The 13,339-nt window shown below is 71.8% G+C and carries 14 protein-coding genes; 12 read left to right on the top strand and 2 right to left on the bottom strand.

Features of this window, described 5'->3' with window-relative positions; translation table 11 throughout:
• The first annotated feature begins 40 nt into the window (after window positions 1–40).
• From ACIQOU_RS00535 to ACIQOU_RS00480, 12 genes are all read left to right on the top strand, one after another.
• Window positions 41–1,813 carry a nickel-dependent hydrogenase large subunit gene (locus ACIQOU_RS00535; RefSeq protein WP_401532631.1) on the top strand — a complete coding sequence of 591 codons (1,773 nt, stop codon included), beginning with the start codon at window positions 41–43 and terminating at the stop codon, window positions 1,811–1,813.
• A gap of 1 nt (window position 1,814) precedes the next feature.
• On the top strand, window positions 1,815–2,774 hold the full coding sequence (locus ACIQOU_RS00530) for a NifU family protein (RefSeq protein WP_401532629.1): 960 nt from the start codon (window positions 1,815–1,817) through the stop codon (window positions 2,772–2,774).
• Entirely contained in the window at window positions 2,771–3,448 is a 678-nt protein-coding gene (locus tag ACIQOU_RS00525) for a DUF5947 family protein (RefSeq protein WP_401532627.1), read from the top strand. Before ACIQOU_RS00530 ends, ACIQOU_RS00525 begins: the two co-directional genes overlap by 4 nt.
• Window positions 3,445–4,134 carry a DUF6084 family protein gene (locus tag ACIQOU_RS00520; RefSeq protein ID WP_401532626.1) on the top strand — a complete coding sequence of 230 codons (690 nt, stop codon included), beginning with the start codon at window positions 3,445–3,447 and terminating at the stop codon, window positions 4,132–4,134. Before ACIQOU_RS00525 ends, ACIQOU_RS00520 begins: the two co-directional genes overlap by 4 nt.
• A complete protein-coding gene (locus tag ACIQOU_RS00515) occupies window positions 4,131–5,576 on the top strand; it encodes a hypothetical protein (protein ID WP_401532625.1) in 1,446 nt (481 codons plus the stop codon). Before ACIQOU_RS00520 ends, ACIQOU_RS00515 begins: the two co-directional genes overlap by 4 nt.
• Window positions 5,573–5,692 (top strand): DUF6893 family small protein, encoded by a 120-nt coding sequence (locus ACIQOU_RS00510; protein ID WP_401532624.1) that lies wholly within the window; start codon window positions 5,573–5,575, stop codon window positions 5,690–5,692. The genes ACIQOU_RS00515 and ACIQOU_RS00510 overlap by 4 nt, the downstream gene beginning before the upstream one ends.
• Complete coding sequence (locus ACIQOU_RS00505) at window positions 5,689–6,210, top strand: hydrogenase maturation protease (protein ID WP_401532623.1); 522 nt, start codon at window positions 5,689–5,691, stop codon at window positions 6,208–6,210. The genes ACIQOU_RS00510 and ACIQOU_RS00505 overlap by 4 nt, the downstream gene beginning before the upstream one ends.
• A gap of 2 nt (window positions 6,211–6,212) precedes the next feature.
• Window positions 6,213–8,906 (top strand): carbamoyltransferase HypF, encoded by a 2,694-nt coding sequence (gene hypF, locus ACIQOU_RS00500; RefSeq protein WP_401532622.1) that lies wholly within the window; start codon window positions 6,213–6,215, stop codon window positions 8,904–8,906.
• Window positions 8,907–9,070: 164 nt separating this feature from the next.
• Entirely contained in the window at window positions 9,071–9,367 is a 297-nt protein-coding gene (locus ACIQOU_RS00495) for a HypC/HybG/HupF family hydrogenase formation chaperone (protein ID WP_401532621.1), read from the top strand.
• Window positions 9,364–10,467 (top strand): hydrogenase formation protein HypD, encoded by a 1,104-nt coding sequence (gene hypD / locus ACIQOU_RS00490; protein WP_401532620.1) that lies wholly within the window; start codon window positions 9,364–9,366, stop codon window positions 10,465–10,467. The genes ACIQOU_RS00495 and hypD overlap by 4 nt, the downstream gene beginning before the upstream one ends.
• Window positions 10,464–11,558, top strand: a complete 1,095-nt coding sequence (hypE, locus tag ACIQOU_RS00485) for a hydrogenase expression/formation protein HypE (protein ID WP_401532619.1) — start codon at window positions 10,464–10,466, stop codon at window positions 11,556–11,558. The genes hypD and hypE overlap by 4 nt, the downstream gene beginning before the upstream one ends.
• A 1-nt stretch (window position 11,559) precedes the next feature.
• Window positions 11,560–12,279: a DUF6390 family protein gene (locus ACIQOU_RS00480; RefSeq protein ID WP_401532617.1), complete on the top strand. Its 720-nt coding sequence runs from the start codon at window positions 11,560–11,562 to the stop codon at window positions 12,277–12,279.
• 50 nt (window positions 12,280–12,329) lie between these two features.
• On the opposite strand, the gene ACIQOU_RS00475 is transcribed toward ACIQOU_RS00480, so the two are convergent.
• Window positions 12,330–12,602 (bottom strand): DNA-binding protein, encoded by a 273-nt coding sequence (locus ACIQOU_RS00475; protein WP_401532615.1) that lies wholly within the window; start codon window positions 12,600–12,602, stop codon window positions 12,330–12,332.
• Window positions 12,599–13,315, bottom strand: a complete 717-nt coding sequence (locus tag ACIQOU_RS00470; protein WP_401532614.1) for a hypothetical protein — start codon at window positions 13,313–13,315, stop codon at window positions 12,599–12,601. The genes ACIQOU_RS00475 and ACIQOU_RS00470 overlap by 4 nt, the downstream gene beginning before the upstream one ends.
• Window positions 13,316–13,339 lie beyond the last annotated feature (24 nt).

Here is a 13,339-nt window from a genome sequence, read left to right as displayed (position 1 = left end):
CACCTCGTACCACCCCCGAAAAGGAAGAAGAGGCGGCCTCATGACGGCGACTCGCCAGGGCAAGAACGACCTCGTGGAGATGGCGTGGGACCCCATCACCCGGATCGTCGGGAGTCTGGGCATCTACACGAAGATCGACTTCAAACAGCGGGTCGTCGCTGAGTGCCACAGCACCAGCTCGATCTTCCGTGGCTATTCGGTCTTCATGAAGGGCAAGGACCCGCGCGACGCGCATTTCATCACCAGTCGCATCTGCGGGATCTGCGGTGACAATCACGCCACGTGTTCCTGTTACGCGCAGAACATGGCGTACGGGGTGAAGCCGCCGGCCATCGGTGAGTGGATCGTGAATCTCGGCGAGGCCGCCGAGTACATGTTCGACCACAATATCTTCCAGGAGAATCTGGTCGGGGTCGACTACTGCGAGAAAATGGTCGCCGAGACCAATCCCGGCGTCCTCGAACAGGCCAACCGCACACCGTCGCCGCACGCGGACGACCACGGGTACCGGACCATCGGCGACATCATGCGGTCGCTGAACCCGTTCACCGGCGAGTTCTACCGCGAGGCCCTCCAGGTCAGCCGGATGACGCGGGAGATGTTCTGCCTGATGGAGGGGCGGCACGTGCACCCCTCGACGCTCTACCCGGGCGGCGTGGGCACGGTGGCGACCATCCAGCTGATGACGGACTACATCACCCGGCTCCAGCGGTACGTGGAGTTCATGAAGAAGGTCGTCCCGATGCACGACGACCTCTTCGACTTCTTCTACGAGGCGCTGCCCGGCTATGAACAGGTCGGCAACCGCCGTGTCCTGCTGGGCTGTTGGGGCTCCTTCCAGGACCCGGAGCACTGCAACTTCGCCTATAAGGACATGACCGACTGGGGTCGGAAGATGTACGTGACCCCCGGTGTCGTCGTGGACGGCAAACTCGTCACCACGGACCTGGTGGAGATCAACCTCGGTATCCGCATCCTGCTCGGCTCGTCGTACTACAACGACTGGGAGGAGCAGGAGATGTTCGTGACGCACGACCCGCTCGGCAACCCGGTCGACCGGCGTCACCCGTGGAACCAGCACACCAACCCGCAGCCGCAGAAGCGCGACCTCGGCGACAAGTACAGCTGGGTGATGTCGCCGCGCTGGTTCGACGGCAAGGACTACCTCGCCCTGGACACCGGCGGCGGGCCCCTTGCCCGGCTGTGGGTCACGGCGCTGGCGGGTCTGGTGGACATCGGCTACGTCAAGGCCACCGGCAACAGCGTGCGGATCAACCTTCCCAAGACGGCGACCCGGGGTCCGGTGGAGCTGGAGTGGAAGGTCCCGCAGTGGAGCAACACCATCGAACGCAACCGGGCGCGCACCTACTTCCAGGCGTACGCGGCGGCGTGCGCGCTGCACTTCGCGGAGAAGGCGCTGGTGGAGATCCGGGCCGGACGCACCAAGACGTGGGAGAAGTTCGAGGTGCCCGAGGAGGGCGTCGGCTGCGGTTTCACCGAGGCCGTGCGCGGGGTGCTGTCGCACCACATGGTGATCAGGGACGGCAAGATCGCCAACTACCACCCGTACCCGCCGACCCCGTGGAACGCGAGCCCGCGCGACTCCTACGGGACGCCGGGCCCCTACGAGGACGCGGTGCAGGGCCAGCCGATCTTCGAGGAGAACGACCGGGAGCACTTCAAGGGCATCGACATCATGCGCACCGTCCGCAGCTTCGACCCCTGTCTGCCCTGCGGTGTGCACATGTACCTCGGTGAGGGCAAGAAGCTGGAGCTGCTGCACTCGCCCACGCAGTCCGCGGGAAGTGAGTGACGTGCCCGAGCCTCAGACGCCCGAGCCGCCCGAGCCCTGGCGGGCGACCGGGGAGCGCATCGACGCCCTGCTCACGGCCGGTACGGCGGCGGGACCGGCGGCGCGTGAACGCGGCGAGGAACTGGTGCGGCTGGTCACCGACTTCTACGGCGCGGGCCTGGAACGGCTCCTCGACCTGGTCCATGAGCGGGGCGGCCTGGACGACACCGTGCTGGCCGCCCTCGCCGGCGACGACCTGGTGGCGAGCATGCTGCTGGTGCACGGGCTGCACCCCTACAGTGTGACGACCCGCGTCGAGCACGCGTTGGAGAGCGTGCGCCCCTATCTCGGCTCGCACGGCGGCGACGTCGAACTGGTCGGCGTCACCGAGGACGGGACCGTCCGGCTGCGGCTGCTGGGCAGTTGCGACGGCTGCCCGTCCTCCTCCGCGACGCTCGCCCTCGCGGTGCGGGGCGCGGTCGAGGCGGCCGCGCCGGAGATCGACGGCATCGAGGTCGAGGACGCCGCCGAGGCCGAGCGGGCACCGGGCCCGCTGCTCCCGGTGGAGTCCCTCTTCTCCCGCATGCGGGACGCCGGTCCCTCCGACTCCGGTGCGACGGCGGCGAGTTGGCAGCCGGTGCCGGAGCTGCTGGCCCTGGCGGCGGGCGGCGTCGAACGGCTCAGCGCGGCCGGGTTCCCGGTGGTCGCCTGCCGGATCGGGCCCGACCTGTTCGCGTTCCGCGACCGCTGCGCACGCTGCGAGCAGCCGATGCGGGGCGCGACGCTGGCCCGCCGCCTGGGCGGGAACGGCGGGGACGGCGTCCTGCGCTGCTCCCACTGCCGCGCCCACTACGACGTACGGCGCGCCGGTGCCTGTCTCGACGCGGACGCGGACGGCGCCCATCTGGACCCGCTGCCGGTGCTGGTGGACGGGGCGTCGGTGTCGGTGGCCGTGCCGTCGGCGCCCGCGGTCGCGACATGAGCGCGCCGCCCGGCCGGGCCGGATCACCGGCCGCGACGCTGCTGCGGCTGCACCGCAACCGTCCGGCGCCGGTGGCCGGTGAGCGCTGCGAGATGTGCGCCGTGCCCGTCGAGGGCGAGCACCAGCATGTGGTGGACCTGGAGAACCGGGGGCTGATGTGCTGCTGCCGGGCCTGCTGTCTGCTGTTCACGGAGGACGGGGCCCGGCTGCGCTACCGCACGGTGCCCGACCGGTATCTGAGCTTCGACGGGGTGCCGTTGGACGCGCGGGCCTGGGACGAGTTGCAGATCCCGGTGGGGCTCGCGTTCCTGTTCCGCAACTCCGTCCAGGACCGCGTCGTCGCCTTCTACCCCGGCCCCGCCGGTGCGACGGAGTCCGAACTGCCCCTCGACGCCTGGGCGTTGCTGGTCTCGACGGTTCCCGAGCTGGCCGTCGTGTGCCCGGATGTCGAGGCGCTGCTCGTGCGCCGCACCGAGCGGGACGGGCGGGCGGGCGTGGCCTCGTGCCACCTGGTGCCGATCGACGCCTGCTACGAACTCGTCGGCAGGCTGCGGGCGTTGTGGCGTGGCTTCGACGGGGGCCAGGAGGCGCACGCGGCGATGGACGCGTTCTTCGAGCGGGTCGAGAGCCGCAGCAGGCCCGCCCGGGCGGCCACCGGGGACGGTGCCTCATGAGCCGCCCCGCGGTGCCCGGGCCACAGTTCTCGGTGCGGGATGTCGTCGCCGAGCCGTACAGCGCGGCGCCGCAGCTCACGGCGCGGCTGCGGATCGAGGACGCCGAGCCGGTGCACGCGATCGTGCTGCGCTGCCAGGTCCGGGTCGAGCCGCAGCGCCGCCCCTACGACCGGGCCGAACAGGAGGGTCTGCGGGGCCTGTTCGGGGAACGGGAGCGCTGGTCGGACACGTTGCGGCCGTTTCTGTGGATGCAGTGCCACACGACGGTGCAGGGTTTCACCGGCGCCACCGAGGTGGACCTCGCCCTGCCCTGCACCTACGACTTCGACGTCGTCGGCTCCCGCTATCTGCACGCCCTCGGGGCGGACGGCACGATCCCGGTCAGCCTGCTGTTCTCGGGCACCGTCTTCGCCAAGGGCGCGGGCGGGCTCACGGTGCGGCAGGTGCCCTGGGACCGCGAGGCGCGGTACGAGTTGCCGGTCGCCGTGTGGCGGCAGCTCATCGCGTTCCATTTTCCGAACTCCGGCTGGATCAGGCTGGATCACGACATGCTCGCCCGCCTCGCGGACTTCCGGGAGCGGCGCGGGCTGATCAGTTGGGACGACACGGTGCGGACTCTGCTGGACTCGACGGGCGGGGCGGCGAGCGCCGTCGCCGCCGGTGAACTCGACGAGGTGGCCCGGTGATCCCCGCGACCCCGGTGGACCTCGATCAGGTGCGTGAGATCGCCGACGCGGTGCTGTACGAGGGCTATCTGCTCTACCCGTACCGTGCCAGCGCCCACAAGAACCGCTCCCGTTGGCAGTTCGGGGTGCTCGGGCCGCCGTGCGCGAGTGCCGGGAGCTTCGCCGAGGAACCCGACCTGGCGATGCAGTGCCTCATCTCGGTGCCGGCCGACGCGCCGGTCCGGCCCCAGGTGACGGTGCGGCTGCGTTTCCTCCAGCACCAGGTGCGTGAGGTACGGCAGTTGACGGCCGACGGCGACCTGCTCGCCGTTGCCGAACTCACCGTGGCCGGGGTGCGGTTCCTCAGCTGGGACGAGGCCGTCGAGTGCGAAGTCGACCTGGGGGCCGTCCCGTTGAACGGCACGACCCAGCAGCTGTGCACGATCCCCGGCGGCGAGGACAGCGAACCGCTGAGAGACGAGCACGGGGTGACGGTCGGCGCCGTCGTCCGGCGTCGGGAGCCGCTGGCGGCGCGGGTCGTGACCCGCACGACGAAGGACGACGGGTTCGTGCGGCTGTCGGTGTCGGTGGAGAACGAGCACGCGGGGACCGTCGACGGCAAGGACGCGGCGCTGCGGGTCTCGCTGATCGGCACGCATCTGCTGCTCCAGGCCCGGGGCGCCGCGTTCGTCTCCCTGCACGAGCCCCCGCAGGCGGCGGCACCGGCTGCGGCGCGGTGCGTGCAGCGGCGGTGCTGGCCGGTGCTGGCCGGGCCGAAGGGTGCCACGGACACGCTGATCGGCGCCCCCATCATCCTGTACGACCACCCGGAGATCGCCGAGCAGAGCGCGGGCGCCCTCTTCGACTCGACGGAGATCGACGAGATCCTGACGTTGCGCGTGATGACGATGACGGACCCGGAGAAGGCGGAGGCCCGGGCCACCGATCCCCGGGCCCGCGAGATCATCGACCGCTGCGACGCGATGACCCCCGCCGAACTCCAACGGCTCCACGGCCTCCTGCGCGACCCGCACGGCGAACCGACGGCCCCGGCCGTCGGCGGCGACGCGCGGGACGCCGAGCCCGTCGCCTTCGACACCGGTGGCGCCCCCTGGTGGGACCCGGCGGCGGACGCGAGTGTGTCGCCGGGCTCGGACCATGTCGTGATCGACGGGGTGCGGGTCGCCCAGGGAAGTCTGGTGCGGGTGCATCCGGCCCGGCGCGCCGACGCCCAGGACCTGTTCTTCGCCGGCCAGGTGGCGCGGGTGACGGCGGTGCTGTCGGACGTGGACGGCGGCACCCACGTCGCCCTCGTCCTCGTCGACGACCCGGCGGCCGATCTGCACGACTGGTACGGCCGTTACTTCTACTTCACCCCCGACGAACTGGAGCCGCTGCCGGACGGCGACCCCAGGCAACCCCTCACCGATCCATCGGAGTTCCGGAAGGAGAACCCCTCGTGAGATTTCTCGGACTGGTCACCACGGGTGTGGCCGCGGCCCTGGCGGCGGTCGCCGTCGCCGTCGGCGTCCGCTCGATCCCCGACATCCGCAGGTACCTCAGAATGCGCTCCATGTGAGCGAGACCGGTGGCGTGCTCGTCGCGGGCATCGGCAATCTCTTCCTCGGCGACGACGGTTTTGGCCCGGAGGTCGTGCGGCGGCTCGCCGCCGACCCCGGCGCGCCGCTGCCCACCGAGGTCCGGGTCGTCGACTACGGCATCCGGGGCATGCACCTCGCGTACGACCTGCTCGCCGGGTACGACGCGCTGGTGCTGGTGGACGCGTACCCGGGTGGCGGGCCGCCGGGCGAGGTGACGGTGCTGGAGATCGGCCCGGACGACCTCGGCACGGGTGAATTCGACGCGCACGGCATGAGCCCCGTCGCAGTCCTGGCGAATCTGGGCAAACTGGGCGGTACGCTCCCGCTGACCCACCTCGTGGGCTGCACCCCCGCCGAGGTCGACGAGGGCATCGGCCTCAGCGCACCGGTCGCCGCGGCCGTCCCCACGGCGGTGTCGGCGGTCCACGCACTGGTCCGCCGACTGACGGCGACCGAAACCCCCACACCCGCGCCCGCCCGGTCCCGGAGGTCCTGATCATGTGTCTCGGCATTCCCGGCCGGGTCGTGGAGCCGGTCGAGGGATACGGCGGCCATCTCGCCCTCGTCGACGTCCAGGGCGCCCGCCGCCGCGTCAACGTCGGCATGCTCGACACTCCCCCGGCCAGCGGCGACTGGGTCCTCCTCCACATGGGCTTCGCCCTGGAGATCATCGACGCGACCAAGGCCGCCCAGGCGTTGTCGGGCCTGGAGATGATGGGCAGCGGGGAGCGGGCGGAGGCAGCACCGGAGGCGCAGGGTGAGGCGACGGCCGGGGATGCGTTCGAGATCGGGGATGCGTCCGAGGCAGAGGCCGGGGCCGGGGTCGCGGCGGGGGCGGCGGCCGGGGGTGAGGATGCCGGTGCGGTTCAACGGGCTTTTGTGCGGCGGCTGTTCGAGGTGCGCGGGGTGGTCCAGGGGGTCGGGTTCCGGCCGTTCGTCTATGTCACCGCCTCCGGGCTCGGGCTCACCGGGTCGGTGGGCAACACCGGGGCCGGGGTGGTCGTGGAGGTGGAGGGTCCGCCCGAGGCGGTGACGGAGTTCGGGCGGCTGGTGCGGGCCGAGCCGCCGCCGCTCGCGGTCGTGGAGTCGGTGACCGTGACGGAGCTTGCGCCGGTCGGCGGCAGCGGGTTCACCATCGAGGACTCCAGCGTCTCCGGCCGGGTCCGCACGCTGGTCTCCCCCGACATCGCGACCTGCGACGACTGCCTGGCCGAGCTGCGCGATCCGGGCGACCGGCGCCACCGGCACCCGTTCATCACCTGCACCCACTGCGGGCCACGGTTCACGATCGTCACCGGGCTGCCCTACGACCGCGCGGCGACGACCATGGCGCCGTTCGCGATGTGCGAGGCGTGCCGGGCGGAGTACCGCGATCCGCGCGACCGGCGTTTCCACGCCCAGCCGATCGCCTGCAACGCCTGCGGCCCACGCCTCGAACTGGTCACCCAGGACGGAGCGCCTCCCCTGTACGGCGACGAAGCGCTGGGCGGCGCACGGCAGTTGCTCGCCGCGGGGCAGATCGTCGCGGTCAAGGGACTCGGCGGTTACCACCTCGCGTGCGACGCCCGTGACGAGGCCGCCGTGGCCCGGCTGCGGCGGCGCAAGGACCGGGGCGGCAAGCCGTTCGCCGTCATGGTCGCGAACCTCCACGTCGCCGAAGAACTGGTCACTCTGACGGAGGGTCAGGCCGCGCTGCTCACCGGCAGCAGGAAGCCGATCGTGCTGCTCCCGCGCCGTACTCCCGCACCCGGCAAGGGAGTTGCCGACTCGGTGGCGCCCGGCAGCCCGGATCTCGGCCTGCTGCTGCCCTACACCCCCCTGCACGTCCTGCTCCTCGGTCTCGACGGCGACGAACCCGGCCCCGACGCGCTGGTGTTGACCTCCGGCAACCGTTCCGGCGAGCGGATCGTCACCGACGACGCGCGGGCCCTGACCGAGCTGGCGCCGTTGGCCGATGCCTGGCTGCGGCACGACCGGGCGATCCAGGTGCCGTGCGACGACTCGGTGAGCCGGTTCGTCGCCGGCGCCGAACTGCCCGTGCGCCGCTCGCGCGGTGACGCGCCGCTCCCCCTCGCCCTGCCCTTCGAGATCCCGCCGCTGCTCGCGGCAGGCGCCGACCTGAAGAACACCTGCGCGCTGGGCGAGGGCCGGTACGCCTGGGTCAGTCAGCACATCGGCGACCTGGACGACCTCTCCACGGTCGAGGCGCTGACCCGCACCGCGGAGCACCTCGCCCTGCTGACCGGGGTGGCGCCGGAGCAGCTCGTGGCCGACCGGCACCCCGGTTACCGTTCCGGCGCGTGGGCCCGCGCGCACGCCAAGGGCCGGGCGGTGCGGACCGTGCAGCACCATCACGCGCACCTCGCGGCCGTCATGGGCGAGCACGGCCTCGGGCCCGGCGAGCGGGTCATCGGCTTCGCCTTCGACGGCACCGGGCACGGCACCGACGGCGCGGTGTGGGGCGGCGAGGCGCTGATCGCGGGCTACAAGTCGTTCCGGCGGGCGGCGCATCTGGCGTATGTGCCGCTGGCGGGCGGTGACGCGAGCGTGCGGCGGCCGTACCGGATGGCGCTCGCCCAGCTGCGGGCCGCCGACGTCGCCTGGGACCCGGACCTGCCGCCGGTCGCGGCCTGTCCGACGGCCGAACGGGGCGTGCTGGAGCACCAGTTGGCGACCGGGTTCGGGTGTGTGCCGACGTCGAGCATGGGGCGGCTCTTCGACGCGGTGGCGTCCCTCGCGGGCGTGCGGCACGAGGTCGGCTACGAGGCGGAGGCGGCGATCGTGCTGGAGGGGCTGGCGCGGGCGGCGCAGCCGGAGGACGCCGCGCACGCCTACGCCTTCGGCATCCGCCCGGCGCCGGGCCCCGGCGAGGCGGTCGTCGCCGACCCCGGGCCGGTGATCCGGGCGGTGGTGGCCGACGTACGGGCGGGTGTGGCACGGGAGGTGATCGCCGCGCGCTTCCACACGGCCGTCGTCCGGCTCACCGTCGACCTCGCCGAACTGTGCCGGGAGGAGAGCGGCCTCGACGTGGTGGCGCTGGGGGGCGGGGTGTTCCAGAACGCCGTGCTCCTCGAAGCCGTTCAACACGCGCTGTCGGCACGGGACTTCACCGTCCTGCGGCCCCGGCTGCTCCCACCCAACGACGGGGGTCTCGCCTTCGGCCAGCTGCTGATCGCGGCGTCGGGCGGCTGACCCGGCACCCACACCCACCGGGCACCCGGCACCCGGCACCCACACCCGCATCCGACATCCGACGTCCGACATCCGACATCCAGAGCCGACGACTGCACCACCCCCACTCCCACTCCCACCCACACCCACACCCACACCCGACGATCGCAGAGAAGGAAGGCGTTATGTGTCTGGCAGTTCCGGGGTGCGTCCTGAGCACCGCCGAGGTCGACGGGACGCTGATGGCGCAGGTCGACTTCGGTGGCGTGCGCAAGGAGGTCTGCCTCCAGTACGTGCCCGACGCGGCGGTCGGCGAATACGTCGTCGTCCATGTCGGCTTCGCCATCCAACGGCTCGACGAGAAGTCGGCGCTCGACACCTTGGCCACCTTCGAGCGGCTCGGGCTCCTGGAGGAGGAGTTCGGGGACGGTTTCGAACTGGCCGCCAGACAGCGGGACTCGGTGGAAGGAACCGACCGGTGAAGTACCTCGACGAATTCAGTGACCCTCAACTGGCCCAGCGGCTGCTGGACCAGATCCACGCGGCGTCGACCCGCCCGGTGGCGATGATGGAGGTCTGCGGCGGTCAGACCCACTCGATCATCCGGCACGGCATCGACCAACTGCTCCCGGACCAGATCGAGTTGATCCACGGTCCCGGCTGCCCGGTCTGTGTGACGCCGTTGGAGATCATCGACCGGGCGCTGGCGATCGCCGCCCGTCCCGGTGTCATCTTCTGCTCGTTCGGCGACATGCTGCGGGTGCCGGGCAGCGGGCGGGACCTGTTCTCCGTGAAGAGCGCGGGCGGTGACGTCCGGGTCGTCTACTCGCCGCTCGACGCGCTCACCATCGCCCGGGAGAACCCGGACAAGGAGGTCGTCTTCTTCGGGATCGGCTTCGAGACCACCGCCCCGGCCAACGCGATGACGGTGTATCAGGCGCAGCGGCTGGGGGTGCGCAACTTCTCGCTGCTGGTCTCGCACGTCCTCGTCCCGCCCGCGATCGCCGCCATCATGGAGTCCCCCACCTGCCGGGTGCAGGCGTTCCTGGCCGCCGGGCACGTGTGCAGCGTGATGGGCACCTCGGAGTATCCGGCGCTGGCGGCGAAGTACCGCGTGCCCATCGTCGTCACCGGGTTCGAGCCGCTGGACATCCTCGAAGGCATCCGCAGGACGGTCCTCCAGCTCGAAGCGGGCCGGTTCGAGCTGGAGAATGCCTACCCGCGTGCCGTGCGCGCCGAGGGCAACCTCCCCGCCATGGAGATGCTCCGGGACGTCTTCGAGGTCACCGACCGCACCTGGCGCGGCATCGGCATGATTCCCCGCAGTGGTTGGCAACTGTCGGAGAAATACCGGGAGTTCGATGCCGAGGCGCGGTTCGACGTGGGGTCGATCCGCACGTCCGAGTCGTCGCTGTGCCGGTCGGGCGAGGTGCTCCAGGGGCTGATCAAGCCGCACGAGTGCCCGGCGTTCGGCAAGGAGTGCACGCCGAGGAATCCGCTGGGCGCGACGATGGTGTCCTCCGAGGGCGCCTGCGCCGCCTACTACACCTACCGACGGCTGGAACTGGTCGAGGCGACGTGACTGAGACGACGAACCACGCACCGGCCGCCGACACCGTCGCGCCGGATTTCGAGAACTGGGTCTGCCCCGTCCCGTTGCGCGAGAGCCCGACGGTGCTGATGGGGCACGGCGGCGGCGGGGCGATGTCGGCCGAGCTGGTCGAGCATCTGTTCCTCCCGGCGTTCGGCGCGGCGGCCGCGTCCGAGCTGGGCGACTCCGCCGTGCTCAGCGTCGGCGACGGGACCCGGCTGGCCTTCTCCACCGACTCGTTCGTGGTGAAGCCGATGGTCTTCCCGGGCGGCTCGATCGGCGACCTCGCGGTGAACGGCACCGTCAACGACCTCGCCATGTCGGGCGCCGTTCCGCTCTTCCTGTCCTGCGCGTTCATCCTCCAGGAGGGCACCTCGCTGGCCGAACTGGGCAGGATCGCCCAGGACATGGGCGCGGCGGCCCGGGCGGCGGGGGTCCGGCTCGTCACCGGTGACACCAAGGTCGTCGACAGCGGCAGCGGGGACGGCGTCTACATCAACACCTCGGGGATCGGAGTGATCCCGGACGGCGTCGACATCGGCCCGCGCCGTGCCGCGCCCGGTGACGCCGTGCTGATCAGCGGTGACATCGGGGTGCACGGGGTGGCGGTGATGAGCTGCCGGGAGGGCCTGGAATTCGGGACGACGGTGCGCAGCGACACGGCGGCCCTGCACGGTCTGGTCGCCGCGATGATCGCGACCGGCGCCGATCTCCATGTCCTGCGGGACCCCACCCGGGGCGGGGTGGCGGCCTCGCTGAACGAGATCGCCGGTGCGTCGGGCGTGGGCGTGGAACTCGTCGAACGGGACCTGCCGGTGCCGGACTCGGTGCGTGACGCGTGCAGTCTGCTCGGGCTCGATCCTCTCCAGGTCGCGAACGAGGGCAAGGTGATCGCCGTCGTTCCGGCCGAGGCGGCCGAGCGGGTCCTCGCGGCGCTCACCGCCCACCCGTTGGGGCGCGGGGCGCGCCGGATCGGGACCTGTGTGCCGGACCACCCGGGCATGGTGGTGGCGCGGACCGGCCTCGGCGGCTCGCGGGTGGTCGCTCTCCCGGTCGGGGAACAGCTCCCGAGGATCTGCTGACATGAGCGAGCGCGGCGCGGTCCTCTTCGCCCGGTACGCCTATCCGCCCAACGAGCTGGGCTACTGCGGCCCCGCCGACGCCGACGCCCTGTTGCGTGCGGAGGACCCCGGGGTGATCGAGGACCACGCCCGCCGCTTCGAGGGCGCCTGGTGCTACCTGGAGCTGCTCGCCGAGTCGGCCGGTCTCGACGACCCGCTCGACGAACGGGTCGTCGAGGCCTACTGGATCGGCAACGACCTCCTGGAGCGGACCTCGCCGGGCGCCCTGCTGTCCCGGCTCCGGGAACGTTTCGCGGGCCAGCACGGCGGCACCTGGCGCGAGGCGTCCGGTCGTGCGCTGGCCCACCACACCTTCCAGGTCTTCGACGTCTATCCCTGGGCCGCCCTGCTCCCCACCCCGGCGACGCCGACGGCGCTGTCGGTCCTGGACCGCTGCCGTATCCGCACGGGCGTGGTCCGTGCGGTCGACGGCGAGAAGGCGACGGTCACCTCCCGCCCCCTGACCTGGACCGGCACCACTCTGACCCCCGGCCCACCCCGCGACGAACCCGCCCGCTGGTCGGCCGACGGCCACACCCTCCTCCCCGGCCTCACCCCCGGCGACCTGGTCGCCCTCCACTGGGACTGGATCTGCGACGTGATCACCCCCACCCAGGCCAACCGCATCAGGACGACAGAGGAACGACAACTACGGGGGTTGGGGTTGGCCCAGCCTCGTTGAGGCCCATGTCTGCTGGCTCGACAGCTTCTCGGCGTGAAGTGCACCGGAGGTCAGTCGAAGAGGGTGAGCGCGACTCCGTCGGCGATCTCGTCGGCGAAGACGGGGCGTTCCTCGATGCCCAGGGCGCGGAGCAGGTCCACGGTGAGCACGCGATGGCGATGACCGACCCGCCGCGTCTCGCAGGGGAAGGCGTCGAGGGCGATGAGCCGATAGGCCGTGGTCAGGCACATGCCGAACGCCCTGGCCGCCGTTCTCAGGTCGACGCTGACCGGGAGGTCGAAGATCTCCCGGAAGGTGAGGGGGGTCCCGACCCGGTCGTTCATCGGTCCTTCCCGACCCGGCGCAGGGAGATCGTCGCGATCTGACGCCCCCGGCCCGCGTACCGGGTGGCGGTGTCGGAGAGGCCCCAGGCCTGGGCCAGCGCGCCGATCCGTACCCCTTCGGCGCGGTGGGCGGGGACGGTGATCCGCGCACCGGCCGACATCCCGTCCGGTCGTGCGGGCGGCTCGTGGTCCGTCTGCCAGAGACCTTCCGTGTCCGTGCCGGGGCCTTCGGTACCTCCCAGGTCGGCGACGGCCGCCTCGGGACGGGTCCTGCGCCACAGGGCCCACGCGCGCGAGACGGCCGAACGCAGTACCCGTCGGCCGGGGTCGGGGGTGTCCGCTGTGACGTCGGCCAGTGCTTCGAGGTAGCACGTGACGAGTTCGGCCTCGACATCGTCCCGTTCCGCGCAAAAGCGCCGGGTGATGTCGACGGCGTGCCGACGGAGCCCGGGCAGCCCCAGCCACACGACCGCCGTCGGCCAGTCGGACCGGTCGGAGTCGAGGCGCCCGCGCTCCGCGATCTGGTGCCACAGGGTGCTGCGCACGGCGGGCTCCGCGTCACGGTCGTACAGCACTGGACGGACCTGATCCAGGGCGATGGGGGCGCCCGCTCCGTTCGCTCCGTCGGGAATCTGTAGTTCCGGGGCCGGGTTCAGGTCGGCGCACTGCCGCTCGACCGAGGTGAAGAGCCCGGGGCGAGGGGGAAGTGACATCGGTTCCTCCTGGTCAATCCGTGT

This window comes from Streptomyces sp. NPDC091279, from assembly GCF_044757465.1.
Taxonomy (GTDB): Bacteria; Actinomycetota; Actinomycetes; order Streptomycetales; family Streptomycetaceae; genus Streptomyces.
The sequence above is the reverse complement of the archived record's forward strand: the minus strand, read 5'-3'. Positions and strand labels throughout refer to the sequence as shown.